Raw genomic sequence first — 26919 nt, 5'->3', positions numbered from 1 at the left:
CTCCTCCGGGAGGACCAGACTCGCGGGTCGTCTGCTTTTCGCAAGCAGTACGCTGGGCGCATGCTTTCGCTCGTTCGACGCCGCCACGTGGACTACGTCCGCGTCACGAGCATGGGCTGTCGACGCTCCAGCTCTGTCTGAGCCCCGTCCAGCCCTCCTTCGCGGTCACCACCGCCTGCGGTCTCCTTCTCTGCCCACTTGGCACCCGTGCGCCGTCCCACCCACAGTGGCGGCCGGGCCCCGTACACCCTGCGGACACACCATGACGAACTTGACGAACCTGTCGGCGAACCCGTCAGCGAACCCGTCGTACCAGCAACTGCCGATCATCGATCTCTCCGCCGCCGACCGCGGGCCCCAGGCGCGGGCGCTGCTGCACGCGCAGTTGCACAGTGCCGCGCATGACGTGGGGTTCTTCCAGCTGGTCGGACATGGGGTCGGCGAGCGGGAGACCGGTGATCTGCTGACCGCCATGCGGGCCTTCTTCGCCCTGCCGGAGGCCGAGCGGCTCGCGATCGACAACGTGAACTCGCCGCACTTCCGCGGATACACGCGGACCGGTGACGAGCGGACCGGTGGGCGACAGGACTGGCGGGACCAGCTGGACATCGGCGCGGAGCGGCCCGCGCGGATACCGGGGCCGGGCGAGCCCGCGTACTGGTGGCTGGAGGGGCCCAACCAGTGGCCCGCCGGACTTCCCGAGCTGCGGAGCGCCGCGCTCGCGTGGATCGAGCGGCTGAGCGCCGTCGCGGAGCGGCTGCTGCACGAGCTGCTCGCCGCGATCGGGGCGCCCGTCGACTTCTACGACGCGGTCTTCGGCGAGCGCGCGCATCCGCATCTGAAGCTCGTGCGGTATCCGGGGAGCGCGGGCGACGGGGCCGGTCAGGGGGTGGGGGCGCACAAGGACTACGGGTTCCTGACGCTGCTGCTCCAGGACCGGGTCGGCGGGCTGCAGGTGCAGCGCGAGGACGGGCTGTTCCATGACGTTCCGCCGTTGGACGGGGCCTTCGTGGTCAACCTGGGCGAGCTGCTGGAGGTGGCGACCGACGGGTATCTCGTCGCCACCAACCACCGGGTCGTGTCGCCGCCGAGCGCCGTCGAGCGGTTCTCCGTGCCGTTCTTCTACAACCCCCGGCTGGACGCCCGTGTCGAGCCGCTGCCCTTCCCGCACGCCTCCACCGCACCCGGCGTGACCGACGACCCGGCCAACCCCCTCTTCGCCGAGTACGGCTTCAACGAGCTGAAGGGCAAGCTGCGCGCCCACCCGCTGGTGGCCGAGCGGCATCACGCGGAGCTGCTCAGTCCCGCGTGACGCCGTCGCGCGTGACGCCGTCCTGATGCCGGGGGGTGCCGCGCTCAGTCCCTGATGTCCGCGTAGCCCTCGATCTCGCGCGGGTCGCGGGTGCCCGGGCCGATGTAGCGGGCGGACGGGCGGACCAGGCGGCCGGTGCGCTTCTGCTCCAGGATGTGCGCCGACCAGCCCGCCGTGCGGGCGCAGGTGAACATCGAGGTGAACATGTGCGCCGGCACCTCGGCGAAGTCCAGGACGATGGCCGCCCAGAACTCGACGTTCGTCGCCAGGACCCGGTCCGGGCGGCGGGCGTGGAGCTCGGCGAGGGCCGCCTTCTCCAGGGCCTCGGCCACCTCGAAGCGCGGTGCGCCCAGCTCGCGGGCCGTACGGCGCAGCACGCGCGCGCGTGGGTCCTCGGCGCGGTAGACGCGGTGGCCGAAGCCCATGAGGCGCTCGCCCTTGTCGAGGGCCTGCCGGACGTAGGCGTCCGCGTCCCCGGTCCGTTCGATCTCCTCGATCATGCCGAGGACGCGGGAGGGCGCGCCGCCGTGCAGCGGGCCGGACATGGCTCCCACGGCGCCGGAGAGGGCGGCGGCGACGTCCGCGCCGGTGGAGGCGATGACGCGGGCCGTGAAGGTGGACGCGTTCATGCCGTGTTCGGCCGCGCTCGTCCAGTAGGCGTCGACGGCGGCCACGTGTTTGGGGTCGGGCTCGCCGCGCCAGCGGATCATGAACCGTTCGACGACGGACCTGGCCTTGTCGATCTCCCGCTGCGGGACCATCGGCGTGCCCTGGCCGCGCGCGGACTGGGCGACGTAGGAGAGGGCCATGACGGCGGCGCGGGCGAGATCCTCGCGGGCCTGCTCGGCATCGATGTCGAGGAGGGGCTTGAGGCCCCAGACGGGGGCGAGCATGGCGAGCGCGGACTGCACGTCGACGCGGATGTCGCCGGAGTGAACGGGGATCGGGAACGGCTCGGCGGGCGGCAGGCCGGGGTTGAAGGCGCCGTCGACGAGCAGCCCCCAGACGTTGCCGAAGGAGACGTGGCCGACCAGGTCCTCGATGTCGACGCCCCGGTATCGCAGGGCGCCGCCTTCCTTGTCGGGTTCGGCGATCTCCGTCTCGAACGCGACGACTCCTTCGAGTCCGGGTACGAAGTCGGACATCAGGCGGCTCCTCGTGATGTGTGCGACAGATGACACCGGCGGTTCCACGGCCTCGGGGAAAGGCTCGCGGTCCTGGGCGGTCATCCCAGTGATGCCCCGTGCGGCTGACGGTCACCCAGCCGGGATGAACCGGGATGGCATCTGCACCATATCTCCGAGTGCCACCTTTGGGGAGTGGTCGCGGCACTCAGTGCCACCTTTCGTGGGGTGATCTGCGTCGGCGGGCCATGCGGCAAGATGACTGCGTGACCGACGCAGACGCCGTCTCCCCCGGCCCCGTCCCCGACCCCGCCGCCATGCGCAAGCAGTACCGGGCCGAGGGTCTCGCCGAGGCCGAGCTCGCCGCCACGCCCGTGGAGCAGTTCGCCCGCTGGTTCAAGGACGCGGCCGTCGAGGCCCATCTCTTCGAGCCGAACGCCATGGTCGTCTCCACCGCGGACGCCGAGGGCCGGCCCAGCTCCCGCACGGTGCTGCTGAAGCAGTTCGACGAGCAGGGATTCGTCTTCTACACCAACTACGACTCCCGCAAGGCCCGTGACCTCGCCGCGAACCCGTACGTCTCGCTGCTCTTCCCGTGGCATCCGATGGCCCGGCAGGTCATCGTGCGGGGCGTGGCCCGGCGCACCGGACGCGACGAGACCGCCGCGTACTTCCGGACCCGGCCGCACGGCTCGCAGCTCGGCGCGTGGGCCAGCGCCCAGTCCTCGGTGATCGCCACCCGCGCCGACCTCGACGCCTCCTACGCCGAGCTGGCGGCCCGCTACCCGGAGGGCGAGCAGGTGCCGGTGCCGCCGCACTGGGGCGGTTTCCGGGTGGCCCCGCAGGCGGTGGAGTTCTGGCAGGGCCGCCTGAACCGGCTGCACGACCGGCTGCGCTACACGGCCGCGGCGGACGGCAGCTGGCGGGTGGAGCGCCTCAGCCCGTGAGCGGCCCGGGCGGCTGGGCGCGGTTCAGATCTTGCCCGGGAGGAACGCCGTGCGGTGGCCCGGCAGGAACCCCGCTATCCCTGCGCGGAACTCCTCGCTGAGCCAGGGCCAGTTCCAGAACTCGAAGCCCAGGTGGACGAAGGCCAGATGGTCGTCGACCCAGTTCCAGGCGGGCAGCGGGACGGTCTCGGCGCAGGCGGGGCAGTCGACGTCGGCCTCGCCGGTCTCGTACCACCGGTCGATCGCGGTGGAGAAGAGCGCCGAGTCGCCCGCGGCCGCCCCGCAGCGCGGGCAGGTCCCCGCCCCGGCGTGGTCGTGGAAGTTGCTGTAGAAGATATGGCGCTCGGTGTACACGGCGACGCCCTCCGGCGCGCCCCAGCGGGCGTCGGCCACCGCCTTCTCCCAGTGCGGGCCGGGCGGATGGGCCGGATGGTCGCCCAGGGCCCAGCCCGGTTTCGCCTCGGCGAGGACGATGCCCTCGGCGACGAGCCACTCCACCACGGCCCGCGCGAGACGCGGCGCGTCCTCGGGGGTCGCGTCGCGGTCGACGATCGTCTGGAATGTGTCTCCCATGCCGCAACCGTAGGTCCCGGCACTGACAACGCCCTCAGCCCGGCTGCTCGTCGAGCTTCGCCGCCAGCAGTCCCGCCCACTGGGCCACCACCCGGTCCCGCCGCCCGCCGTCGTCGGTGAGGAGGTTGGCGAGGCCCAGGCCGCGGGCCATGTCCAGCAGGCCCTGGACCGTTTCGCGGACGCCGGGCACGGACTCGTCGGCGTCGAGGAGCTCGACGGCTATCCGGTGGGTCTCGCGGCCGACCCGGGCCTCCAGCTCCGTCACGCGCGGGCGCAGTTGCTCCTCGTTGGAGGCGGCGACCCAGAGGTGGAGGGCGGCGCGGAACAGCGGACCGGTGTAGAGGTCGACGAGGGCGGTGACGACCGCGCGCCGGTCGCCCGTCGCACCCTGCGGGAAGAGGTCGCGCAGGGCTGTCGAGCGTTCCTCGGCGACGTACTCGACGGCCGCGGTGAACAGGTCCTCGCGGGTGGGGAAGTGGTGCTGGGCGGCGCCGCGGGAGACGCCCGCGCGTTCGGCGACGACGGAGACCGTGGAGCCCGCCCAGCCGTGTTCGGCGAGGCAGGCCACGGCGGCCGCCAGGAGCCGCTGCCGGGTGGCCCGGCTGCGGTCCTGCTTGGGGGCGCGGTCGCGGTCGACTGCGCTCACAGCACCCATGCGGGATCCCGTCGTTCGAGGAAGGCCGTCATCCCCTCGCGGGCCTGCGGGGAGGCGAACAGCCGGGCCGAGAGCGCGGTGAGGTCGGCCGCGTCCCGGTCGAAGGTCTCCAGCACCCTAGCCGTGAGCAGCCGTTTCGTCTCGGCCAGCCCCTGGGGCGCGGATCTGCGCAGCCCGTCCAGGACGGGTTCGAGGACGGCGTCGACGTCGTCCCCCGCCGCGGTGAGCAGGCCGGTGCGGGCGGCCTCGGGGGCGTCGAAGCGCTCGCCGGTGAGGTAGTACCGGGAGAGGGCGCGGGGGTCGGTGCGCGGCAGCAGCGGCAGGGAGATCACCGCCGGCGCCACGCCGATGCGGACCTCGGTGAACGCGAAGGTGGACGTGGTGGAGGCGGCGGCGATGTCGCAGGCGGCGAGCAGGCCCAGGCCGCCGGCCCGGACATGTCCGGCGACCCGGGCGACGACCGGCTTGGGCAGCTCCACGATCTGCCGCAGCAGGCCGACGAACGCCTCCGGGTCGGGAGGGTCGCGCAGGTCGGCGCCGGCGCAGAAGGTGGTGCCGGTGTGGGTGAGGACGACGGCCCGGACCTCGGGATCCTCGCCGCACTCGGTGAGCGCGTCGGCCAGGTCGCCGACGAGGGCCGCCGACAGGGCGTTGCGGGTGCCGGGCGAGTCGAGGCTGAGCGTCTCGACCCCGCGTTCCCGGGCCCGTCCGATCACGGTGGGGTGCGTCGTGCCCGTCGTCGCCGTCGTGTGCGTCGTCGCCGTCGTGTGTGTCGTGTGCGTCATGTGCGCTCCCTCAGGTTGCGGCGCAGGATCTTCCCGCTGGCCGCGCGCGGTACGGCGTCGATGAAGGTGACCTCGCGGACGCGCTTGTAGGGCGCGACGCGTTCGGCGACGTACATCGCGATCTCTCCTTCGGAGAGATGGGGGGCGGCGGGCTGGCGGACCACGTACGCGTGCGGGACTTCGTTGCCGTCGTCGTTGTAGACGCCGATGACGGCCGCGTCCGCTATCCCGGGGTGGGTGAGCAGCAGGGCTTCCAGTTCGGCCGGGGCCACCTGGAAGCCCTTGTACTTGATGAGTTCCTTGACGCGGTCGACGACGAACAGCCAGCCGCCCTCGTCGACCCGCCCGACGTCGCCGGTGTGCAGCCAGCCGGCGCCGTCGATCATGTCGGCGGTGGCGTCGGGGCGCCCCAGGTAGCCCTTCATGATCTGCGGCCCCCGGATGAGGATCTCGCCGGCCTCGCCGACCTCCAGGTCCTTGTCGGGGTCGTCGAGCGACACGATCCGCATCTCGGTGCCGGCGATGAGCTTGCCGACGGTGCCCGCGGGGGCCTCGCGCATGGCGTCGAGCGGGACGATGTGCGTGCCCGGGGACAGCTCCGTCATGCCGTAGGCCTGGCCGACGGGCGGCAGCTTCAGGCGCTTCGCGCAGGCCGCGGCGAGTTCCGCGTCCAGCGGCGCGGCCGCGCTGATGACGTACTGCAGGGACGACAGGTCGTAGAGGGCGACCGCCGGGTGCTTGGCGAGGGCGAGGACGATCGGCGGGGCCACGTACAGGCCGGTGATGCGGTGGTTCTGGATGGCCGCGAGGAACGTCTCCAGGTCGAAGCGGGGCAGCACGACGACCGTGGCGCCCTGCCGCAGCGGCGCGTTCATCAGCGCGGTCAGGCCGTAGATGTGGAAGAAGGGCAGCACGGCGAGGATGCGGTCGCCGGGGCCCGCCCGCATCGCCGACCGGAGTTGGTCGAGGTTGGTGGCGATCTGCCGGTGGGTGAGCATCACGCCCTTGGGCACGCCGGTGGTACCGGAGGAGTACGGCAGGGCGGCCACATCGGCCACCGGGTCGATGTCCACCTGAGGCTCGGGGGCCGCCGAGGCGAGCATGTCGATCAGCGAGCGGTGCCCGGCCGCGCTGTCGCAGACGAAGATCTCCTCGATGCCGCCCGCGAGTTCGGCGGCCCGCCGGGCCGTCTGAAGCAGCGGGGAGACGGTGACGATCCAGCGGGCGGCCGAGTCGTCGAGCTGCTTGGCGAACTCCTCGGGCGTGGCCAGCGGATGCACGGTGGTGACGGTGGCCCCCGCACGCGTGGCCGCGTAGAACGCGATCGGGAACGCCACGGTGTTGGGGCTGTGCAGGGCCAGGACGTCGCCCTTGCGGACCCCGGCCTCGGCGAGCGCGGCGGCGACGCTCCGGTGGAACCGGTCCACCTGGTCGTACGTGAGGGTGGTGCCGTCCGTGCCGTCGATGAGCGCGGGCAGCTCGCCGAACTCCGCGGCACGGCCCAGGACGGCCTCGTGGATGGGAAGTTCGACTGGCGGGACGTCTGCGTACTCGCTGCGGAACATCGTTCCTCCAAGGCGGATCAGTACGACTTGGGCAGGCCCAGGGTCTGGTGGGAGACGTAGTTCAGAATCATCTCCCGGCTCACCGGGGCGATACGAGCCACGCGTGACGCCGTGATCAGCTTGGCGATCTTGAACTCGGTCGTGAGACCGTTGCCGCCGAGGGTGTGCACCGCCTGGTCGACGGCCCGCACACAGGCCTCCCCCGCCGCGTACTTCGCCATGTTGGCGGCCTCGCCCGCGCCCGTGTCGTCCCCCGCGTCGTACAGATGGGCCGCCTTCTGCATCATCAGGCGGGCCAGTTCGAGCTCGATGTGCGCCTGTGCGAGGGGGTGCGCGATGGCCTGGTGGGCGCCGATCGGGGTCTTCCAGACGGTGCGGTCCCGGGCGTACTCGATCGCGCGGGACAGCGCGTAGCGGCCCATGCCGATCGCGAACGCGGCCGTCATGATCCGCTCGGGGTTGAGGCCGGCGAAGAGCTGGAGCAGACCCGCGTCCTCGTCCCCGACGAGCGCCTCCGCCGGGAGCCGTACGTCGTCCAGGACCAGCTCGAACTGCTTCTCCGCGCCGTGCAGTTCCATGTCGATCCGGCGGCGGGTGAAGCCGGGCGCATCGCGCGGGACGATGAAGAGGCTGGGCCTGAGGCTGCCCGTGCGGGCGTCCTCGGTGCGGCCGACGATGAGGGTCGCGTCCGCGATGTCCACGCCGGAGACGAAGACCTTGCGGCCGGTCAGCAGCCAGTCGCCGGTTGCGCTGTCGCGGCGGGCGGTGGTGGTGATGCGGTGGCTGTTGGAGCCGGCGTCGGGCTCGGTGATGCCGAAGGCCATGAGGCGGCTGCCGTCCGCGAGCGCGGGGAGCCACTCCTGCTTCTGGGCCTCCGTGCCGAAGCGGGCGATCACCGTGCCGCAGATCGCCGGGGAGACGATCATCATGAGGAGCGGGTTGCCCGCGGCGCCGAGCTCTTCGAGGACGAGGCAGAGTTCGGTGATGCCGCCGCCGCCACCTCCGTAGGCCTCCGGGAGGTTGACGCCGATGTAGCCCAGCTTGGCGGCTTCCTGCCAGAGGCCCTCGGTGTCTGTGCGGCTCTTGGCGAAGGAGGAGACCGCTTCGCGGAGGGCCTTGTGCTCGTCGGATTCGATGAGGGTGGTCATTGTGCTCCTTCGGGTGCGGGTTCGTTGTGGCTGGTCGCGCTCACGCGGCGGAGCCGCATATCGATGCAGTCCCGCGCCCCTAAGGTCGGTCGGCCTTCACGACCGCCAAGACCTCGCCCATCTCCACTTGCTGTCCCTCCGTCACCGGCAACGCCGTCACCGTCCCCGTGGCCGGCGCGGAAATGCGGTGTTGCATCTTCATCGCTTCGAGCCACACGAGCGGTTCTCCCGCCTGGACACTCGATCCGGTGATGAGGCCGTCCGCGAGCTTGACGACCGTGCCGGGCATCGGGGCCAGCAGGGAGCCGGGGGCGTGCTGGATCTCGGGGGCGGGGAAGCGGGGCAGCGCCGTGAGGGTCGTCGCGCCCACATGGACTCGGTCGCCGTACCGGGCGACCTCGAAGCGACGGCGTACCCCGTCGATCTCCAGGACGACCAGGTGCGCGTCGGCGTGCACCACCCGGACGCCCTCGGCGGTCAGGCCGGTCCGTCCGTGCGCGTACCCGACCTCGATCTCCTCGCCGCCCGCCGCGTACCGCCTCGTCTGCGGCTGGGAGGGCAGGTTGCGCCAGCCGCCCCAGCGGGAGCCGGTGCGGGTCGCGTCCGCGAGGGCCGCGGCCAGGGGGGCGAGCGGATCGGCGGCCGGGGCGGTCAGCTCGGGCAGATGGCGGTCGTAGAAACCGGTGTCCATGCGGGCCGACGTGAACTCCTCGTGGCGCAGGGAGCGCACGAGGAGGTCCCGGTTGGTGGTCGGGCCGTGGACGGTCGCCTGTTCCAGCGCGCCCGCGAGTCTGCGGATCGCCTCCGCGCGCGTGGGGGCGTGGGCGACGACCTTGGCGAGCAGGGGGTCGTAGTGGACGCCGATCGGGTCGCCGTCCTCGAAGCCCGTGTCCAGGCGGACGCTCGTCGGGACGGTCAGTCGGTGCAGAACACCGGTCTGGGGGGTCCACTCCTTCGCCGGGTCCTCCGCGTAGAGGCGGGCCTCGACGGCGTGTCCACGCGCGTGTGGGGGTTCGGCGCCGAGCGCCCTGCCCTCCGCCACACGGATCTGCTCGGCCACCAGGTCCAGGCCGAAGACCGCCTCCGTGACGGGGTGTTCGACCTGGAGCCGGGTGTTCATCTCCAGGAAGTGCGCCCGGCCGTCGGCGACCAGGAACTCGACCGTGCCCGCGCCGACGTAGTCCACGGCGCGGGCGGCGCGTACGGCCAGCGTGCGCAGTTCGGAGTCCAGCTGCGGCGACAGACCGGGGGCCGGGGCCTCCTCGATCACCTTCTGGTGGCGGCGCTGCAGGGAGCAGTCGCGGGTGCCCAGCGCCCACACCGTGCCGTGGGCGTCGGCGAGGATCTGGACCTCGACATGGCGGCCGTCCTCGATGTACGGCTCGACGAACACCTCGCCGTCGCCGAAGGCGCTCGCCGCCTCCGCGCGGGCGGCCTCCAGGGCGGCGGCCAGGTCCTCCGGTCGGCGGACGACGCGCATGCCGCGCCCGCCGCCGCCCGCCGCCGCCTTCACCAGGACCGGCAGGTCGGCCTGTGTCACCGCATCCGGGGCCAGGGGCGCGAGGCCCATCAGCTCCTTCGCGCGCGTCTTGGACGCCATCGCCTCGATCGCCGCCGGCGGCGGGCCGATCCAGACCAGTCCCGCGTCCAGGACGGCGCGCGCGAACTCGGCGTTCTCGGAGAGGAAGCCGTAGCCGGGGTGCACGGCGTCCGCGCCCGCCTCGACGGCCGCCTTCACGATCAGGTCGCCGCGCAGGTAGGTGTCGGCGGAGGCCGCCCCCGGGAGTCGTACCGCCAGGTCGGCCACGCGCGCGTGGAGCGCGTTCTCGTCCGCGTCCGAGTGCACGGCGACCGTCCGGATGCCCGACTCGCCGCAGGTGCGGAAGATGCGGCAGGCGATCTCGCCGCGATTCGCCACCAGAACCGAAGTAATCATGAGCCTCACATCCGGAAGACGCCGAAGCCGCCGCGCGCACCTTCGTACGGCGCCGTGTGGATGGCTGACAGGCACAGTCCCAGGACCGTGCGGGTGTCGCGCGGGTCGATGACGCCGTCGTCGTAGAGCCGTCCCGACAGGAACATGGGCAGCGACTCCGACTCGATCTGCTGCTCCACCATGGCGCGCAGGGCGGCGTCGGCGTCCTCGTCGTAGGGCCGGCCCTTCGCCGCCGCCGACTGGCGGGCGACGATCGACAGGACGCCGGCGAGCTGCTGCGGGCCCATCACGGCCGACTTGGCGCTCGGCCAGGCGAAGAGGAAGCGCGGGTCGTAGGCGCGGCCGCACATGCCGTAGTGGCCGGCGCCGTACGACGCGCCCATGAGCACGGACAGATGCGGGACCCTCGAGTTGGAGACCGCGTTGATCATCATCGCGCCGTGCTTGATGATGCCGCCCTGCTCGTACTCCCTGCCGACCATGTAGCCGGTGGTGTTGTGCAGGAAGAGCAGCGGGATGTCGCGCTGGTTGGCGAGCTGGATGAACTGGGCGGCCTTCTGGGACTCCGCGGAGAAGAGCACTCCCTGGGCGTTCGCCAGGATGCCCACCGGATAGCCGTGCAGGGCCGCCCAGCCGGTCACCAGGCTGCTGCCGTACAGCGGCTTGAACTCGTCGAAGTCGGAGGCGTCGACGATCCGGGCGATGACCTCGCGCGGGTCGAAGGGAGTGCGCAGATCTCCGGGGACGATCCCCAGAAGCTCCTCCTCGTCATACTTGGGAGCTACGGCCGGGCCCGGATCCCGGTACGCCTTGCGGTGGTTGAGGCGGGCCACCACCCGCCGGGCCTGCCGCAGCGCGTCCCGCTCGTCGACGGCGAAGTAGTCGGCGAGACCCGACACACGCGCGTGCATCTCCGCGCCGCCCAGCGACTCGTCGTCGCTCTCCTCGCCGGTGGCCATCTTGACCAGCGGGGGCCCGCCGAGGAACACCTTCGCCCGCTCCTTGACCATGATCACGTGGTCGGACATGCCGGGGATGTACGCGCCGCCTGCGGTGGAGTTGCCGAAGACGACGGCGACGGTCGGGATGCCGGCGGCGGAGAGCCGGGTCAGGTCGCGGAAGACTGCGCCGCCCGGGATGAAGATCTCCTTCTGGGAGGGCAGGTCCGCGCCGCCCGACTCCACCAGGCTGATGAGGGGCAGCCGGTTGGCGAGGGCGATGTCGTTCGCGCGCAGGGCCTTCTTCAGGGACCAGGGGTTGCTGGCGCCGCCGCGCACGGTCGGGTCGTTGGCGGTGATCAGGCACTCGACGCCCTCGACGACCCCGATGCCGGTGACGAGGGACGCGCCCACCGTGTACTCGCTGCCCCAGGCCGCCAGCGGCGACAGCTCCAGGAACGGCGTGTCGGGGTCGAGGAGCAGCTCGATGCGCTCGCGCGCGAGGAGCTTGCCGCGTGCGCGGTGCCGGGCGACGTACTTCTCGCCGCCCCCCGCCAGCGCCTTCGCGTGTTCGGCGGTCAGGTCGGCGAGCTTGGCGAGCATGGCCTCGCGGTGCGCGCGGTGGTCGGGGCCGTGGGTGTCCAGGGTGGACGTGATGACCGTCACAGGAGGGCCTCCGGGATGTCCAGGCAGCGGGAGCGCAGCCATTCGCCGAGCGCCTTGGCCTGCGGGTCGAAGCGGTGCTGGGCGGCGACGCCGGCGCCGAGGACGCCCTCGACGACGAAGTTGAGGGCGCGCAGGTTCGGGAGGGCGTGGCGGGTGACGGTCAGCCCCTGGCTCTCAGGTATGAGCTGCTGGAACCTGGCGGCCGTCAGCTCGTGCGCGAGCCAGCGCCAGGCCTCGTCCGTGCGGACCCACACCCCCACGTTGGCGTTCCCGCCCTTGTCGCCGCTGCGGGCGCCGGCGACGAGCCCGAGGGGCGCGCGCCGCACGGGCCCCGGCGGCAGCGGATCCGGCAGTTCCGGTTCCGCCGCCGCTTCGAGCTCGCGGGTCTCGGCGGCCGGGGGCGCGGGGACGGGTTCCCGGCGCCCGTCGTCATGGACGGCGATGTGCTCGACGGCGTCCTGGGGGACGTACGCGGCCTCGAACACCCCGTAGGGGGAACCCTTCCCGGGCGGCGCGAGCACATGGAACCCGGGGTAGCTCGCAAGAGCCAGCTCCACGGCGGCTCCGCTCAACGCCCGCCCCACCATGGCCTGTTCCGGGTCCCGTACGACGAGGCGGAGCAGCGCGCTCGCCGTCTCCTCGGTGTCGGCGTCGGGTCGATCGGTGCGGACCAGCTCCCAACGCACCTCCTGTGGCCGGGACTTGGCGAACGCGTCCGCCATCTGCTCCCGCGCGAGGGCCGCCTTGGCCTCGATGTCGAGTCCGGTGAGCACGAAGACGACCTCGTTGCGGAAGCCGCCGAGGCGGGTGCGGCCGACCTTGAGGGTCGGGGGCGGGGCCTCGCCGCGCACGCCGTCGATCCGTACGCGGTCCGGGCCGTCCTGGGTGAGTCGTACGGTGTCCAGGCGGGCGGTGACGTCGGGGCCCGCGTACCGGGCGCCGCCCGTCTCGTACAGGAGCTGTGCGGTCACCGTGCCGACGTCGACGAAGCCGCCGGTGCCGGGGTGCTTGGCGATGACGCAGCTGCCGTCCTCATGGATCTCGGCGAGGGGGAAGCCGGGCCGCCGGAGGTCATGGCCGCCCGGCCGGTCTTCGGCGAAGAAGGCGTAGTTGCCGCCGGTGGCCTGTGTCCCGCACTCCAGGACGTGCCCGGCGACGACGGCCCCCGCGAGCCGGTCGTGGTCGCCCGGCCGCCAGCCGAAGTGGGCGGCGGCCGGCCCCATGACCAGCGCCGCGTCGGTGACACGTCCGGTGACGACGATGTCCGCGCCCTCCTGCAGACAGGCCGCGATACCGAAGCCGCCGAGGTAGGCGTGGGCGGTGAGACTGCCGGGGTGGCCGGGGCCGAGGTCGTCGCCCTCGACGTGTGCGACGCGCACGGGGACGCCGAGCCGGTCCGCCAACTGCCGTACGGCGTCGGCGAGTCCGGCCGGATTGAGGCCGCCCGCGTTGGTGACGATCCGGACGCGGCGGTCGTGGGCGAGGCCGAGGGACTCCTCCAGCTGCCGCAGAAAGGTGCGGGCGTATCCGGCGGACGGGTCCTTGAGCCGGTCCCGTCCCAGGATCAGCATGGTCAGTTCGGCGAGGTAGTCGCCGGTGAGGACGTCGAGTTCGCCGCCGGTGAGCATCTCGCGGACCGCGTCGAAGCGGTCGCCGTAGAAGCCGGAGGCGTTGCCGATGCGCAGGGGCGTCGCCGCAGGAGGGGCAGCCGGGGCCGTCACCGGGCGGTGCCCTTCGGCGGACGGCCCGCGCCGGGCGGGCCCGCGAAGGCCTGGGCGACGTCCAGCCAGCGGTCGGCGTCGGGGCCTTCGGCGTGCAGGGCGAGGTCGGCGCGGTGGGCGCGCCGGGTGACCAGGAGGCAGAAGTCGAGGGCGGGGCCGGTGACGCGGTCGTCGGCGTCCTCGGGCCCGTACACCCACGCATCGCCGGAGGGGCCGGTCAGTTCGACCCGGAACTCCTCGAACGGCACGGGCTGTCCGTGCAGGCCGAACGCGTAGTCGCGGGTGCGGACGCCGAGCCGGACGATGTGCCGCAGCCGGTCGGTGGGCGCGGGCGACGCGCCCAGCGCGTCCGCGACGTCCAGGCCGTGCGCCCAGGTCTCCATGAGCCGGGCGGTGGCCATCGAGGCGGCGGACATGGGCGGGCCGTACCAGGGGAAACGCGCTCCTGCGGGGGCCGCCCGCAGGGCGTTCTGCAGGGCCTCGCGCCCGGCCCGCCAGCCGCCGAGCAGCCGCACCGGCGGCTTCGCGGCGCCCTGCTCGGCTCCGTTGTCCACGAAGTCCCCGGGCTCGGCCAGCGCCTTCTCGACCTCACGGGCGAAGGCGACCTGGTCGGTCACGGCCAGCAGGGAGGAGTGGTCGGTCCAGGTGAGATGCGCGATCTGGTGCGCGACGGTCCAGCCGTCGGCCGGGGTCGGAAGCGCCCACTGATCCGGCCCCAACTCGGCGACGAGCCGGTCCAGTTCGTCGCTTTCGGCGCGGAGATCATCGAGCACGGGGGTCGGGTCGGCCATGGGGCGAGCTTGGCACCGACCCCAGAAACAATCAAGCATGCTTGCATTAATTTGGCCAAGCCGCTCAGCGGCCCAGGCGTTCACCGGCCTGAGCGGTCATCGGCCGAGGCGGTCACCGACCCAGGCGGTCATCGGCCCAGGCAGCCATCGGCAGAGGCGTTCATCGGCCCAGGCGCTCATCCCCGTCAGGCTTCCGGAACCGCCGCCCGCACGCGCTTCCCGCGCCCCACCTGCGTGCGCACCGCGCCCATGCTCGCCCCGACGACCAGGGCGATCGCCGCCGCCTGGGTGGTGGTCAGGGCCTGGTCGAGGATGAGGAAGCCCGCCGCCGCCGCGACGGCCGGTTCCAGGCTCATCAGGATCGCGAAGGTGGAGGCGGGCAGGCGGCGCAGGGCGAGGAGTTCGAGCGTGTACGGGAGGACCGAGGAGAGGACGGCCACCGCCGCGCCCAGGCCCAGCGTCACGGGGTCGGCCAGCTTCGTGCCCGACTCCGCGAGGCCCAGCGGGAGGAACAGCAGCGCGCCCACCGCCATCGCCAGGGCCAGACCGTCCGCCTGCGGGAAACGGCGGCCGGTGCGGGCGCTGAACACGATGTACGCGGCCCACATGGCCCCCGCACCCAGCGCGAACGCCACGCCCGTCGGGTCGAGGGCGCCGAAGCCCCCGCCTCCGTCGCCCCCGTGCCCCTCGCCGCCCCCTCCGGCGCTGAGCAGGAAGACGCCCGCGAGGGCCAGGCCCGCCCAGACCAGGTTCAGCGCGCGGCGCGAGGCGAAGACCGACAGCGCCAGCGGGCCCAGCACCTCCAGCGTCACCGCCGGGCCCAGCGGGATGCGGTCCACGGCCTGGTAGAAGAGGCCGTTCATCGCGGCCATCGTGACGCCGAAGGCGACGACCGTCCCCCAGTCCGTGCGCGAGTGTCCGCGCAGCCGCGGCCGGCAGACGACCAGCAGCACCACCGCCGCCACCAGCAGCCGCAGCGCCACCACGCCGAGCGCGCCCGCCCTCGGCATCAGCGTCACCGCCAGCGCGCCGCCGAACTGCACCGAGATCCCGCCGGCCAGCACCAGGCCGACCGGGCCGAGGGAGCCGAACCGGCCCGGGGCCGCCGAGAGCTGCGGTGAGGTGACGGCGGCGGTCGCGGCTGCTGTGTCGGGGGGTGTCACGGGCGGTCCAGGTGCTCGGCTCGGTTCGTTCATCACGATGTACTACCGAGTCCAGATTAATGGACTCCGTCAGGTGTGTGAACCGTTATTGCCGCTGTCTCGGGCTGTGAGACGCCTGCCGCCCCTCGGATCCCGGGCCAGGGCGTCCGGCGGCGCAGACGGGGAAGGGCTATCGGCGAGCCATGTACAGGTCCAGCGCCTTCTGCAGCACCCGGTTGAGCGGGAAGTCCCACTCGCCCACGTACTCCACGGCCTGACCGCCCGTGCCGACCTTGAAGCGCAGCAGGCCGAGCAGGTGGTTGGACTCCTCCAGGGTGTCCGTGATCCCCCGCAGGTCGTAGACGGCCGCGCCGAGTTCATGGGCGTCGGCCATCATGCGCCACTGCATGGCGTTGTTGGGCTGGACCTCGCGCTTGCGGCTGGTGGAGGCGCCGTAGGAGTACCAGACGTGCTCGCCGACGGTCAGCATGGTGGCGGCGGCGAGGATCTCGCCGTCGTGGTGGGCGAGGTACAGCCGCATACGGTCGGGGTGTTCGGCGTTCAGCGCGTTCCACATGCGCTGGAAGTAAGGCAGCGGGCGCGGGATGAAGCGGTCCCGCTCGGCGGTCTCGGTGTAGAGGCCGTAGAACGCCGGCAGGTCCTCGTAGCCGCCCCGGACGACCTTCACGCCCGCCTTCTCCGCCTTCTTGATGTTGCGCCGCCACTGCTGGTTGAGGCCGCCGTGCACCTCCTCCAGGGACCGGCCGGCGAACGGGACCTGGAAGACGTAGCGCGGCTGGCCGGCCGCGAACCCCTCCTCCCCCTCCGACTCGGTCTGCTGCCAGCCGGAGCGGCGCAGCCGGTCGACGACCTCGAAGGCGCGCGGATCGTACGAGCTCGGCTCCGCGTCCCGCAGCCGGTGGGCGGCGGGGTGGGCGATGGCCGCCTTGACGGCGTCGGCGCTCCAGCGTCGTACGGCGACGGGCGGGCCCAGCTTCACCGAGAACGCGCCCAGCGCCTGCAGATGCGCGAGCAGCGGATCCAGCCAGCGCTCGACCAGATCGGGCGCGTACCAGTCGATGACCGGCCCCTCGGGCAGATAGGCCAGGTACTTCTTCAGCTTCAGCCGGGGCAGCGGCCGCAGCAGCGCCAGCCCGGCCCCCACGAGCACCCCCGCCTCGTCGATCCACCCCAGGCTCTCCGCCCGCCAGTCCGGCTTGACCTCGCCCCACGAGGGGATCTGCATATGGCTGGCGGAGGGGCGGGCCGCGATGAACGCCAGGTGCTCGGCGCGACTGATGGACTGGACACGCAGGCTCGTACGACTCATACGCGGGGGCTCCTTCGAACGGTTGTGCAGACGAGCCAGCCTAGGAGTCGACCGCGGTCATCCCCGGGACCGAGGCCGTCGACCACCGCCGTGTCGGCCACACACGCGTGCAGATGGCCGACGCGCGTCACCCGTCCCGCAATCCCCCGTCCCGAAAGTCACCGTCCCGAAAGTCACCGTCCCGCAATTCCCGTCCCGCAAGTCACCCGTCCCGAAAGTCACCCATCCGGTCAGTCACCCGTCCGGTCAGTCACCCGCTTCCAACCCCTCCGCCAGCACCTCCGCAAGATGCCGCCCCCGCACCCCCGCCAGCTGCTCCAGCTGTGTCCGGCAGGAGAACCCGTCCGCGAGGACCACGGCCCCCTCCGGGGCGTCCCGCACGGCCGGCAGCAGCTGCTCCTCCGCGCACGCCGTGGACACCTCGAAGTGGCCTTTCTCGAAACCGAAGTTGCCGGCGAGGCCGCAGCACCCCCCGCTCAGCGCACCGGTGAGCCCCGCGGCCTCGCGGAGCCGCCGCTCGGCCGCGTCGCCCAGAACCGCATGCTGGTGGCAGTGGGTCTGACCGACCGCCGGACGGTCCAGCCGGGGCGGCGTCCAGCCGGGGGCATGGCGCTCCAGGGTCTCCGCGAAGGTGAGGACACGGGCGGCGAGACGGGCCGCGCGCGGGTCGTCGTGCAGCAGCTCGGGCAGGTCGGTGCGCAGGGCGGCCGCGCAGCTCGGCTCCAGGACGACGACCGGTGCGCCGCTCTCCAGCACCGGTTCCATCAGGTCGAGCGTGCGGCGCAGCACCACGCGCGCGTGGTCGAGCTGGCCGGTGGAGACGTAGGTCAGCCCGCAGCAGACCCGGCCCCGGCGGGCGGTCAGCAGCGCGGCCGCGTTCCTCGACCGGCCGTCGCCCACCGGCCGTCCCCGCAGCAGCAGGGTCGGCGGCAGCGCCACCCGCAGCCCCGCCGCCTCCAGGACGCGGACGGCGGCCCGGCCCACGGACGGCGCGAGGTGCTCGGTGAAGGTGTCGGGCCACAGGACGACCAGCTCACCGCCGTCTGCGTCGGCCCGGGGCTTTCGGCGTCGCCACCACGCGCCGAACGTCTCCCGCGCCAGCCGCGGAATCTCCCGCTCCGGTGCGATCCCGCCCAGCCGCTTGGCGGCGCCCGCGAGCAGACCGACGGCGGCGAGCGCGTTGAGCAGCGGGGCCGCCCGCACCCGGCTCGCCCACCGCAGCCAGACCGGCAGCCACCCCATGCTGTAGTGCGCGGCCGGGCGTCGCCGCCCCTCGTAGTGGTGGTGCAGGAACTCCGCCTTGTAGGTGGCCATGTCGACCTCGACCGGGCAGTCGGAGCGGCAGCCCTTGCAGGACAGGCACAGGTCGAGCGCGTCCCGCACCTCCGTGGAGCGCCAGCCGTCGGTCACCAGCTCACCGGCCAGCATCTCGTGCAGCAGCCGGGCACGCCCGCGCGTGGAGTGCTCCTCCCGCCCGGTCGCACGGAACGACGGACACATCACCCCCGCCCCGGCCGCGGACGTCGTCCGGCACTTGGCGACGCCCACACAGCGGCGCACCGCCGCCGAGAAGTCGCCGCCGTCGGACGGGTATCCGAAGGCCACGTCGACCGGCTCGCGCGGGAGGACGGCGAAGCGGAGATTGCCGTCGAGCGGCGCGGGACGGACCAGCATCCCCGGGTTGAGCAGATCGTCCGGGTCCCAGACGCCCTTCGCCCGCTCGAACAGCGCGACCATGTCGGACCCGTACATCCTGGGCAGCAGTTCGGCCCGGGCCTGCCCGTCGCCGTGCTCCCCGGACAGCGAGCCGCCGTGGGCCACGACCAGGTCGGCCAGCTCCTCGGAGAACCGCCGGAAGCGGGCGACCCCGGCCTGCGTCAGCAGATCGAAGTCGATCCGGACATGGATGCAGCCGTCCCCGAAGTGCCCGTAAGGGGTGCCGCGCAGGCCGTGCTGCCCGAGCAGCCCGCGGAACTCGCGCAGGTAGGCGCCGAGCCGGGCGGGCGGCACCGCGCAGTCCTCCCAGCCGGGCCAGGCCTCGGAGCCGTCCGGCATCCGGGTCGCCGTGCCGCTCGCGTCCTCGCGGATGCGCCACAGCGCCCGCTGCCCGGCGGGGTCGCGCACGATCCGCGCGTCCAGGACGTCCGCCGCGCGGACGATCGTCTCCGCACGCGCGTGTGCCTCGCTCGCCGACTCGCCGCCCGTCTCGACGAACAGCCAGGCCCCGCCCCGCGGCAGCCCCGCCCGGTCCCCGGCCGCAACCAGGTCGGCCGCCATGCCCTCCACGGTCAGCGGCCCGTACGGCAGCAGCCCGGCCGCGGCCTCGGCGGCGGCGCCCTCGTCGGCGTAGCCGAGAACCGCGAGCACACACGCGCGTGGAGCCTCGACGAGCTCGACGACAGCCTCCGTCACCACACCCAGGGTGCCCTCGCTGCCGCAGAAGGAGCGGGCGACGTCGACGCCGTTCTCCGGCAGCAGCGCGTCCAGCGCATACCCGGAGATACGGCGGGGCAGCTCGGGAAAGCCGGTCCGCAGCCGGGCCAGCTCGCCCTCCACGAGGTCCCGCAGCCCGTCCGGCGCGCCGGCCCACCCCTGGCCGAGCCGCAGCCGCCGCCCGCGCGCGGTGACGACGTCCAGCTCGCGCACGCTGTCCGCCGTCGTCCCCCACGCCACCGAGTGGGAGCCGCACGAGTTGTTGCCGATCATCCCGCCGAGCGTGCACCGGCTGTGCGTGGACGGATCCGGGCCGAAGCGCAGCCCGTGCGGAGCGGCGGCCTCCTGGAGCCGGTCGAGCACGAGCCCCGGCTGCACGACGGCGGTCCGCGCCTCGGGATCGAGAGAGACCACCCGGTTCATGTACCGGGTGAAGTCCAGCACGACCCCCGTCCCGGTCGCCTGCCCCGCGATCGAGGTCCCCCCGCCGCGCGCCACGACCGGCGTCCCCCGCCCCCGGCACACCTCCAGGACGGCCGCCACGTCGTCCGCGTCCCGAGGTGCGACGACCCCCAGGGGGACCCGCCGGTAGTTGGACGCGTCCATGGTCACCAGAGCCCGGTCCGTCACCCCGAACCCCACGTCCCCCCGGACGACCCGCCGCAGCGCACGTTCAAGACCGTCAGGACCGTCGGAGCTCTCGCCATGCGTCATACGTCCCAGCAAACCAAATACCTCGTCTCACCCGACGGACGATGTTGCGGCCAGGTTTCCTCCACCGGATACCCTCCCCTCGTGGCTGAGATCCAGATTCCTGCTGACATCAAGCCCGCCGACGGTCGTTTCGGCGCGGGCCCCTCCAAGGTGCGGGTGGAGGCGCTGGACGCCCTGGCCGCCACCGGTACGTCCCTCCTCGGCACCTCCCACCGCCAGGCCCCGGTCAAGAACCTGGTCGGCAAGGTGCGCGAGGGCATCTCCGAGCTGTTCTCCCTCCCCGAGGGCTACGAGGTCATCCTCGGCAACGGCGGGTCGACGGCCTTCTGGGACGTCGCGACGCACGGCCTGATCGAGAACAAGTCGCAGCACCTCACGTTCGGTGAGTTCAGCTCGAAGTTCGCGAAGGCCGCGAGGCTCGCCCCCTGGCTGGCCGAGCCGACCGTCATCTCCTCCGACCCGGGCACCCACCCCGAGGCGGCGGCCGAGGCGGGCGTCGACGTCTACGCGTTCACCCACAACGAGACCTCGACCGGTGTCGCCGCCCCGCTGAAGCGGGTCGCGGGCGCGGACGCCGGTTCGCTGGTCCTGGTGGACGCCACCTCCGGCGCCGGCGGCCTCCCGGTCGACATCGCCGAGACGGACGTCTACTACTTCGCCCCGCAGAAGTCCTTCGCCTCCGACGGCGGCCTGTGGATCGGCGTGTTCTCCCCGGCGGCGATCGAGCGCGCGGAACGCATCCACGCGAGCGGCCGCCACATCCCGGAGTTCTTCAGCCTCCCCACGGCGATCGACAACTCCCGCAAGAACCAGACGTACAACACCCCGGCGCTCGCCACCCTCTTCCTGCTGAACGAGCAGCTGGAGTGGATCAACGGCCAGGGCGGTCTGTCCTTCTCCGCCGGCCGCACCAAGGACTCGTCGACGCGCCTGTACACCTGGGCCGAGGAGTCGAAGCACGCCACGCCGTTCGTCACCGACCCGGCCAAGCGCTCCCAGGTCATCGGCACGATCGACTTCGCGGACGAGATCGACGCCGCCGCGATCGCCAAGGTGCTGCGCGCCAACGGCATCGTCGACACCGAGCCCTACCGCAAGCTCGGCCGCAACCAGCTGCGCGTGGCGATGTTCCCGGCGATCGACCCGGCGGACGTCGAGGCGCTCACGAACTGCATCGACTACGTGATCGAGAAGCTCTGATCACTGCGGTACGACGATGAAGGGCGCCCGACGCGACACCGCGTCGGGCGCCTTCGTCGTCCGAGGGGGGCGGGGGGTCAGGGGGTCCGGAGGTACCCGGCCGGCTTGCCGCGGAGGCGGGGTCGGCGAAGGCGAAGTCCCTCGTCCGCCACAGCAAGGCCCCTCACGGCACATGGGGACGGCCCCGGGAGCGGTATCCGGCTCCCGAGGCCTGTTGTGCCACCCATTTGCGCACACCGGCGGCGTTTAAGAGTCGCGGATCATTCTGAGGTCGACGCGTTCTGCCTTTGAACTACCGTGCCACGGAAGGAAATGAAGAGGTGGAGAGAAGGAGAGGCACAGAGGGGACTTGAACCCCTATTCGTCGACGATCGTCCGCGCTCGGTCGATCCGGCGTTCGGTGGCGAATACTGAGACTGGAGCGAGAATCTGAGATTCATGGGGCCGCCTCTGCCATTTGGGCCACCCCGGCCTGTGTGCCGGGGGAGGGATTCGAACCCCCAACTGTCACCCCTGGTTCAGCTTCAACATCAGTTTCAGCTTGCGCTCTTCGCGCACCCCTCGCTCGCACGAGGGGCATTCAGGGGGCTACCGGAACAGGTAGCCGAACACCGCGTCACCCACCCTCTGTTCGGTGACCTCGATGCCGTTGGCCTCCTCGCGGGCGTACTTCACGGCCTGCTGCAGCTTCTCGACCCGGTCGATCAGCTCGTTGACCCTGCGGGCCGGCAGCGCGCCGGAGAACTTGACCGTGGTCCAGTAACCCACGGGCACATCCTCGTAGTACACCTCGACCTGGGCCGGATGCTTCTCCGTGGCCTCGGCCTTCACATGGTTGCGCGGGACCTTCTTCGTACGGATGGTCCGTACCGCCTCCGTCTTCCACCCGTCCGTCGACGGATCGAACGTCCACGACTCGGAGGCGTCCAGCACCGGCAGCTTGCGCACGAAGGTGTTCAGATCCGTGAGCTGCTTCTCCAGGAACAGGAGATACGGCACCGGGACGGCGGACAGCAGCACGGTGCCGTCGACGACCACGTCGGCGACCGCCGTACGGTTCGCCCAGTCCTTCGCCGCCGTCACGTCGAACAGCCGGGTGAGCGTCGCGGCCGCGGACCGCAGCACGTCCTCCGCCTTGACCTGGACCCGCGTGGACTCCGGCGGCAACTGCTCGCCCTCTTCGTCCTTCGCCTGGTACGTGCGGGAGATTCCCGCCAGCAACGCGGGCTTCTGCACATCGTGATGGGCCTGCGTGAGTTCCTGCAGGGACTTCGACTTGACGCCCTTTTCCACGGCGATGATCTGGTTCAGCTTCGGCACGCGAGGAAGCTACCAAAACGCCACACCGACACGCATTCGATTTACGAGAGACGGCCCGGCGCAGCGCCTCGATCGCTTTCGAACGGCTCGCCCACGACCGGGTCTCGTACGCGCGCTCGTGAGTGAAGCGCCCGGCACCGACGCCAGGCGCTCCTCCTCCACCAGCCGGAAACCTCACGCCGCCGTGCAGCTCACCGCCGGCACACCCCCGCCCCCCGGCGCGCCCCCGAACCCGAAGCTCGCCGAACCGCCCGCCGGCACCGCCCCGTTGTGGGAGGCGTTCACGGCGGTCACCGTGGCGCCGCTCTGGGTGTACGAGGCGTTCCACATGCTCGTCACCTGCTGTGCGCCGCTCCAGGTCCAGGTGACCTTCCAGGACGAGAGGGCCGTCGTCCCGCTGTTGGTGACCTTGACCTCCGCGTTGAAGCCGCCGCCCCAGTCGCTGCTGACGGCGTAGGCGGCCGTGCAGGACGCCGTGGTCCCGCCGCCGCCCCCGCCCCCGCCCCCGCCGCCCGTGCTCGGGAAGCCCGGAGCCTTGACGCTCGCCAGATACCCGTCCTTCACCGTGTCCACCGTCACCCAGTCGTCCTTCAGGATCCCGCCCGTGTCACCGGAGTTGGGGTTCCAGGACCAGAAGGTCCAGTGGAAGGAGTCCGCGCCGTACGTCGAGGTCGGCCGGAGGTAGCTCACCAGCGCCGCCAGCCACTTCTGGTCCACCGTCGAGGCGAGCGTCGTGCCGAACTCGCCCACCCACACGGGCGCGATGTTCTGCTTGAAGATGTAGCCCCAGTACTTGTCCCAGATCCCCGGCATGTTGGCGGGGAAGGTCGGGTCGCTGAACCAGCTCTGTTGCGCGACGCTGGTGGCGTAGTCGTGGGCGGAGTACACCACCCGGTCGGCCACGCTCAGCTGCACCGGGTACTGGGCCACGCCCATCAGGTTGCCGCCCCACCATCCCGAGACGCCGTTGAAGGTCTGCACGCCCTCTACGAAGATCAGCAGCTCGGGGTTGACGGACAGGACCGCGTTGCCCGCGCGCTGGGCGGCCAGTCGCCAGTCCGTGGCCGTGTCGCCGCAGCCCCAACAGGCGGGATCGTGGGGCTCGTTGTGCAGGTCGATGCCGACGACCGTGGACTGGCCGACGTAACGGGCCGCCAGGGAGCGGAGGTTGGCGATCCACGTCGACTCGGGGACCGCGGCCGTGTACCAGAGCGCGGACTGGCCGCCGGCGTCCGGGCGGTGGCGGTCGAGGATGACCTTCAGGCCGTCCTGGCCCGCGTACGCGACGATCTTGTCCAACACGCCGAGCGGGCCGAGTCCCTGCAGGTCGGCGTTCTTGCCGCTGCTGAAGTCGATGCTGTTGGGGACCGTGGAGCTCTTGAAGATGTCGTCGCTGAACGGGATGCGGATCGTGTTGTAGCCCAGCGACTTCATCTGGTCGATCATGCTCTTGTAGTCCCGGGACCAGAGGCCGTGGACGACGTAGTTGCCGGTCTCGAAGCCGAACCAGTTGATCCCGGCGATCCGGACCGGCTGCCCGGCGGCGTCCAGGATCTGGCGGCCGCTGGTGTGCCAGTAGCCGGCTCCCGGCACCGCGGCGGCATCCGCCGCATTCGCCGCATCCGCCGTGTGGACTCCGGCCAGCGGTATCAGCAACGCGGCGGCAACCGTGCACAGCACTCTTCGCAAGCTGCGGAACATCTCGCTGCTTCCTCTCGGGTGGCGCGGGACCGGAACAGAATGGGAGCGCTCCCACACGCCGCGCACCACCCAGGAAACTGACACACCATGAACCCGTCAAGACGCGCGGCAACGGCGGCGCCGGAAAAGGGGTGCCGCCGCTGCGGAAAGACCCGGATGCCCGTCAGACGCTGACGTCGGGGCCCTCTTCGACTTCGAGACGTGCCACGGCCCGCACCGTGGCGCCGGAAGCGCCCCTCACCGGCCGAGCCGCTGGAACCTCCGTACGGCCAGCGGCAGGAAGACGGCCGTGAGCACCAGCGGCCACACCCCCGCCATCAGCAGCGCGTGCTGCTCCACCCATGAGTCGCCGCTCCCGACCGGCGTCCCGAACAGATCGCGGGCGGCCGCCGCGGTGGACGAGATCGGATTCCACGCGGCGACGAAGCCCAGCCAGTCGGGCATGAGTTGGGGGGCGACGAAGATGCTGGAGATCATCGTCAGCGGGAAGGCGACCGCGAACAGCCCGCCCGCCGCCTCCGGGTTGGGGACCAGCAGGCCCAGCCACACGCCGATCCAGATCAGCGCGAACCGCAGCCACAGCAGCAGCCCGAACGCGGCGAGGAAGCGCCAGCCGCCGTCCGGCCGCCAGCCCATGGCCAGCGCGGTGAGCATCATGATGCACAGCTCCGCGCAGGCGACGACCAGATCGTTCACCCCGCGGCCGGCGACCACGGCCGAGGATGCCATCGGCATGGACCGGAAGCGGTCGATGACGCCCTTGGTGGAGTCGTGGACCACGACCGTCGCCGTGTTGATGAAGCCGAACGCCATCGTCATCGCGAACATCCCCGGCATCAGGAAGTCCTTGTAGTCCCCGCCGCCGGGCACCTGCAGCGCGCTGCCGAAGACATAGCCGTACAGCAGCACGGACAGGATCGGGAAGCCCAACTGCCAGGCGATGTTGACGGGTTGGCGCTGGTAGTGGGTGAGCCCGCGGCGGACCACGTTCCAGCAGTCGGAGAGCAGCCAGTACGTCCGGCCGTGCCGCGCACCGATGTCCAGGGCGCTCATGCGGCAGCCTCCTTCGGCTCCGTGCGGTGTCCGGTCAGGCTCAGGAAGACGTCGTCGAGGCTGGGCCTGCGCAGCCCGATGTCCTCCACACGGACGCCCTCGTCCCGCAGGGTCCGGGTCACGTCCGTGAGCGCGGCGACCCGGTCGGTCACCGGGGCGTGCACGCGCAGCTCCGCCTCGTCCGCCTCGGGTTCGCCGTCCGAGACCCGGGCGACGGCCTTCACCACGCGGGGGATCTCGGACCGCTCGGCGACCACGACCTCGATGCGGTCGCCGCCGATGCGGTTCTTCAGCCCGTCCGGGGTGTCGTCGGCGATGGCGCGCCCCTGGTCGATGACGGTGATCCGCGCGGCGAGCCGGTCGGCCTCCTCCAGATACTGCGTGGTCAGCAGCACGGTCGTGCCGCCCGCCACCAACGCCCGTACGGAGTCCCAGACTTCGCCGCGACTGCGCGGGTCGAGCCCGGTCGTGGGCTCGTCCAGGAAGAGGACCGCCGGAGCCAGGATCATCGACGCGGCGAGGTCGAGGCGGCGGCGCATCCCGCCGCTGTAGCCGCCGACGCCCAGGTCGGCGGCGTCGGCGAGGTCGAAGCGGTCGAGCAGTTCGGCGGCGCGCACCTTGGCCCGCCGGCCGCCCAGATGGAACAGGCGCCCGAACATCTCCAGGTTCTGCCGGCCGGTGAGCACCTCGTCCACGGCCGCGTACTGCCCGGTGAGGCCGATCCGCGCCCGCACCTCGCGCGGGCGCAGGCCCACGTCCAGCCCCGCCACCGTCGCCCGGCCGCCGTCCAGCCGGACGAGTGTGGACAGGATGCGCACGGCGGTGGTCTTGCCGGCCCCGTTCGGCCCCAGCAGTCCGTGCACGGTGCCCTCCCGGACGGCCAGATCGAAGCCGTCGAGGGCGTGCTTGTCGCCGTAGCGCTTCTCCAGCCCCTCGGCGAGCACGGCATGTCCGTCGCTCATCGGGTCCCCCTTCCCCAAATGGTCTCCCCAGGGCCGTCTCCCCGGGTCACCCCATTAACCGAGTACACCGTACCCGATTACGCGTACGGTGTACTCGGTTTTTCGGCGGCGAACTAAGCTGCGCCCATGACGAGCAGCACGGAGACCAGCGGCAGCGGCGACATCACCCGCACCCTCGAACTGCTGTGGGACACCGGCAAGCGCCCGAGCCGCGGACCCAAGCCGGGCCTGACGCTGGACCTGATCGTGGAGCGAGCCGTCGAGATCGCGGACCGGGACGGACTCCCCGGGGTCTCGATGCGCCGGATCGCCACGGAGCTGGGAACGGGCGCGATGTCCCTCTACCGCTACGTCCCCGGCAAGGCCGAGCTGCTCGACCTGATGCTGGACCGCGTCCAGCGCCCCTCCGAGAACCCGGCCGACCTCGGCGACGGCACCTGGCGCTCCGCCCTGGAGGCCATGGCCCACGCCACCCTCGCCCTCTACCGCGGCCACCCCTGGCTACTGGAGGTCAACCAGACCCGCCCGCTGCTGGGCCCGAGCGCGCTGGACGGCATGGAGAAGGTGCTCACCCTCATCCGGCCGATGGGCCTGACCGACCCCGAACTCGTCTCGGCGATCATCATGGTCGACGGCTATGTCGTCGGTGCCGCGCGCACACAGGTCTACCAGGAGGCGGCCGAGCGCACGTCGGGCATGACGACCGCCGACTTCTACTCGGCCCAGGCGCCGTTCCTCGAAAGGGTCATGGCCACCGGCCGCTACCCCGTCCTCGCCACCTTGGCCGAGGACACCTGGGGCCCCGGCTTCGACCACTTCACGTTCGGCCTGCAACGGATCCTGGACGGGCTGGAGCTCCTGGTCGCCCAGCGAAAGCCATGAGCGTGACGCTCAGTGCGGTCG

Annotated in this window: 21 protein-coding genes; 4 read left to right on the top strand and 17 right to left on the bottom strand. The window is 72.1% G+C overall.

All coding sequences use genetic code 11. The annotated features are described in order from the left end of the window. Positions 1-262: 262 nt before the first annotated feature. Positions 263-1312 carry an isopenicillin N synthase family dioxygenase gene (locus tag ACWD4O_RS15330; protein ID WP_451280163.1) on the top strand — a complete coding sequence of 350 codons (1050 nt, stop codon included), beginning with the start codon at positions 263-265 and terminating at the stop codon, positions 1310-1312. Between the two features lie 44 nt (positions 1313-1356). On the opposite strand, the gene ACWD4O_RS15325 is transcribed toward ACWD4O_RS15330, so the two are convergent. Next, positions 1357-2457, bottom strand: coding sequence for a citrate synthase 2 (locus tag ACWD4O_RS15325; protein ID WP_351904643.1), 1101 nt, complete (start codon positions 2455-2457; stop codon positions 1357-1359). 227 nt (positions 2458-2684) lie between these two features. On the opposite strand from ACWD4O_RS15325, the gene pdxH reads away from it, so the two are divergent. Continuing rightward, complete coding sequence (gene pdxH, locus ACWD4O_RS15320) at positions 2685-3383, top strand: pyridoxamine 5'-phosphate oxidase (protein ID WP_451280162.1); 699 nt, start codon at positions 2685-2687, stop codon at positions 3381-3383. Positions 3384-3407: 24 nt separating this feature from the next. On the opposite strand, the gene ACWD4O_RS15315 is transcribed toward pdxH, so the two are convergent. From ACWD4O_RS15315 to ACWD4O_RS15260, 12 genes are all read right to left on the bottom strand, one after another. Next, positions 3408-3956 carry a hypothetical protein gene (locus ACWD4O_RS15315; RefSeq protein ID WP_451280161.1) on the bottom strand — a complete coding sequence of 183 codons (549 nt, stop codon included), beginning with the start codon at positions 3954-3956 and terminating at the stop codon, positions 3408-3410. Positions 3957-3990: 34 nt separating this feature from the next. Further along, positions 3991-4611 carry a TetR/AcrR family transcriptional regulator gene (locus ACWD4O_RS15310; protein WP_451280160.1) on the bottom strand — a complete coding sequence of 207 codons (621 nt, stop codon included), beginning with the start codon at positions 4609-4611 and terminating at the stop codon, positions 3991-3993. Beyond that, on the bottom strand, positions 4599-5396 hold the full coding sequence (locus ACWD4O_RS15305) for an enoyl-CoA hydratase family protein (protein ID WP_451280159.1): 798 nt from the start codon (positions 5394-5396) through the stop codon (positions 4599-4601). The genes ACWD4O_RS15310 and ACWD4O_RS15305 overlap by 13 nt, the downstream gene beginning before the upstream one ends. Further along, entirely contained in the window at positions 5393-6961 is a 1569-nt protein-coding gene (locus ACWD4O_RS15300; protein WP_451280158.1) for a 4-coumarate--CoA ligase family protein, read from the bottom strand. The genes ACWD4O_RS15305 and ACWD4O_RS15300 overlap by 4 nt, the downstream gene beginning before the upstream one ends. A gap of 17 nt (positions 6962-6978) precedes the next feature. Beyond that, complete coding sequence (locus tag ACWD4O_RS15295) at positions 6979-8109, bottom strand: acyl-CoA dehydrogenase family protein (protein WP_451280157.1); 1131 nt, start codon at positions 8107-8109, stop codon at positions 6979-6981. A gap of 79 nt (positions 8110-8188) precedes the next feature. Beyond that, positions 8189-10045, bottom strand: coding sequence for an ATP-binding protein (locus ACWD4O_RS15290; protein ID WP_451280156.1), 1857 nt, complete (start codon positions 10043-10045; stop codon positions 8189-8191). Between the two features lie 5 nt (positions 10046-10050). Further along, positions 10051-11691 carry an acyl-CoA carboxylase subunit beta gene (locus ACWD4O_RS15285; RefSeq protein WP_451280155.1) on the bottom strand — a complete coding sequence of 547 codons (1641 nt, stop codon included), beginning with the start codon at positions 11689-11691 and terminating at the stop codon, positions 10051-10053. Continuing rightward, positions 11646-13370 (bottom strand): acyclic terpene utilization AtuA family protein, encoded by a 1725-nt coding sequence (locus ACWD4O_RS15280; RefSeq protein WP_451280154.1) that lies wholly within the window; start codon positions 13368-13370, stop codon positions 11646-11648. The genes ACWD4O_RS15285 and ACWD4O_RS15280 overlap by 46 nt, the downstream gene beginning before the upstream one ends. After that, complete coding sequence (locus ACWD4O_RS15275) at positions 13367-14161, bottom strand: TIGR03084 family metal-binding protein (protein ID WP_451280153.1); 795 nt, start codon at positions 14159-14161, stop codon at positions 13367-13369. The genes ACWD4O_RS15280 and ACWD4O_RS15275 overlap by 4 nt, the downstream gene beginning before the upstream one ends. Before the next feature lie 185 nt (positions 14162-14346). Beyond that, positions 14347-15357: an EamA family transporter gene (locus ACWD4O_RS15270; RefSeq protein ID WP_451280152.1), complete on the bottom strand. Its 1011-nt coding sequence runs from the start codon at positions 15355-15357 to the stop codon at positions 14347-14349. A gap of 136 nt (positions 15358-15493) precedes the next feature. After that, positions 15494-16633, bottom strand: a complete 1140-nt coding sequence (locus ACWD4O_RS15265) for a lipid II:glycine glycyltransferase FemX (protein WP_451280151.1) — start codon at positions 16631-16633, stop codon at positions 15494-15496. Between the two features lie 246 nt (positions 16634-16879). Further along, on the bottom strand, positions 16880-19780 hold the full coding sequence (locus ACWD4O_RS15260) for an FAD-binding and (Fe-S)-binding domain-containing protein (protein WP_451280150.1): 2901 nt from the start codon (positions 19778-19780) through the stop codon (positions 16880-16882). An 81-nt stretch (positions 19781-19861) separates the two neighbouring features. On the opposite strand from ACWD4O_RS15260, the gene serC reads away from it, so the two are divergent. Continuing rightward, complete coding sequence (serC, locus tag ACWD4O_RS15255) at positions 19862-20980, top strand: phosphoserine transaminase (RefSeq protein WP_451280149.1); 1119 nt, start codon at positions 19862-19864, stop codon at positions 20978-20980. A 588-nt stretch (positions 20981-21568) separates the two neighbouring features. Here serC and ACWD4O_RS15250 read toward each other — a convergent pair. The 4 genes from ACWD4O_RS15250 to ACWD4O_RS15235 form a co-directional block, all read right to left on the bottom strand. Continuing rightward, positions 21569-22300, bottom strand: coding sequence for a DUF7873 family protein (locus ACWD4O_RS15250; RefSeq protein WP_266399268.1), 732 nt, complete (start codon positions 22298-22300; stop codon positions 21569-21571). Positions 22301-22474: 174 nt separating this feature from the next. Further along, positions 22475-24001 (bottom strand): cellulase family glycosylhydrolase, encoded by a 1527-nt coding sequence (locus tag ACWD4O_RS15245; RefSeq protein ID WP_451280148.1) that lies wholly within the window; start codon positions 23999-24001, stop codon positions 22475-22477. A 237-nt stretch (positions 24002-24238) separates the two neighbouring features. Then, positions 24239-25054 (bottom strand): ABC transporter permease, encoded by an 816-nt coding sequence (locus ACWD4O_RS15240; RefSeq protein WP_451280147.1) that lies wholly within the window; start codon positions 25052-25054, stop codon positions 24239-24241. Beyond that, on the bottom strand, positions 25051-26016 hold the full coding sequence (locus ACWD4O_RS15235) for an ATP-binding cassette domain-containing protein (protein ID WP_451280146.1): 966 nt from the start codon (positions 26014-26016) through the stop codon (positions 25051-25053). Before ACWD4O_RS15235 ends, ACWD4O_RS15240 begins: the two co-directional genes overlap by 4 nt. Before the next feature lie 126 nt (positions 26017-26142). Between ACWD4O_RS15235 and ACWD4O_RS15230 the strand changes: the two genes are divergently transcribed. Further along, positions 26143-26898 carry a TetR/AcrR family transcriptional regulator gene (locus ACWD4O_RS15230; protein WP_451280145.1) on the top strand — a complete coding sequence of 252 codons (756 nt, stop codon included), beginning with the start codon at positions 26143-26145 and terminating at the stop codon, positions 26896-26898. The last annotated feature ends 21 nt before the right edge of the window (positions 26899-26919 follow it).

The sequence above is a fragment of the Streptomyces sp. NPDC002623 genome (genome assembly GCF_053592635.1).
Note: the sequence above shows the minus strand (reverse complement) of the source record. Positions and strands in the feature narration are given on the sequence as shown.

Coding starts and splice junctions, on each gene's coding strand:
- ACWD4O_RS15330 (WP_451280163.1), top strand. CDS start 263: ATGACGAACTTGACGAACCTGTCGGCGAACCCGTCAGCGAACCCGTCG.
- ACWD4O_RS15325 (WP_351904643.1), bottom strand. CDS start 2,457: ATGTCCGACTTCGTACCCGGACTCGAAGGAGTCGTCGCGTTCGAGACG.
- pdxH (WP_451280162.1), top strand. CDS start 2,685: ATGCGGCAAGATGACTGCGTGACCGACGCAGACGCCGTCTCCCCCGGC.
- ACWD4O_RS15315 (WP_451280161.1), bottom strand. CDS start 3,956: ATGGGAGACACATTCCAGACGATCGTCGACCGCGACGCGACCCCCGAG.
- ACWD4O_RS15310 (WP_451280160.1), bottom strand. CDS start 4,611: ATGGGTGCTGTGAGCGCAGTCGACCGCGACCGCGCCCCCAAGCAGGAC.
- ACWD4O_RS15305 (WP_451280159.1), bottom strand. CDS start 5,396: ATGACGCACACGACACACACGACGGCGACGACGCACACGACGGCGACG.
- ACWD4O_RS15300 (WP_451280158.1), bottom strand. CDS start 6,961: ATGTTCCGCAGCGAGTACGCAGACGTCCCGCCAGTCGAACTTCCCATC.
- ACWD4O_RS15295 (WP_451280157.1), bottom strand. CDS start 8,109: ATGACCACCCTCATCGAATCCGACGAGCACAAGGCCCTCCGCGAAGCG.
- ACWD4O_RS15290 (WP_451280156.1), bottom strand. CDS start 10,045: ATGATTACTTCGGTTCTGGTGGCGAATCGCGGCGAGATCGCCTGCCGC.
- ACWD4O_RS15285 (WP_451280155.1), bottom strand. CDS start 11,691: ATGGCTGCGCTCCCGCTGCCTGGACATCCCGGAGGCCCTCCTGTGACG.
- ACWD4O_RS15275 (WP_451280153.1), bottom strand. CDS start 14,161: ATGGCCGACCCGACCCCCGTGCTCGATGATCTCCGCGCCGAAAGCGAC.
- ACWD4O_RS15270 (WP_451280152.1), bottom strand. CDS start 15,357: ATGAACGAACCGAGCCGAGCACCTGGACCGCCCGTGACACCCCCCGAC.
- ACWD4O_RS15265 (WP_451280151.1), bottom strand. CDS start 16,633: ATGAGTCGTACGAGCCTGCGTGTCCAGTCCATCAGTCGCGCCGAGCAC.
- ACWD4O_RS15260 (WP_451280150.1), bottom strand. CDS start 19,780: ATGACGCATGGCGAGAGCTCCGACGGTCCTGACGGTCTTGAACGTGCG.
- ACWD4O_RS15245 (WP_451280148.1), bottom strand. CDS start 24,001: ATGTTCCGCAGCTTGCGAAGAGTGCTGTGCACGGTTGCCGCCGCGTTG.
- ACWD4O_RS15240 (WP_451280147.1), bottom strand. CDS start 25,054: ATGAGCGCCCTGGACATCGGTGCGCGGCACGGCCGGACGTACTGGCTG.
- ACWD4O_RS15235 (WP_451280146.1), bottom strand. CDS start 26,016: ATGAGCGACGGACATGCCGTGCTCGCCGAGGGGCTGGAGAAGCGCTAC.
- ACWD4O_RS15230 (WP_451280145.1), top strand. CDS start 26,143: ATGACGAGCAGCACGGAGACCAGCGGCAGCGGCGACATCACCCGCACC.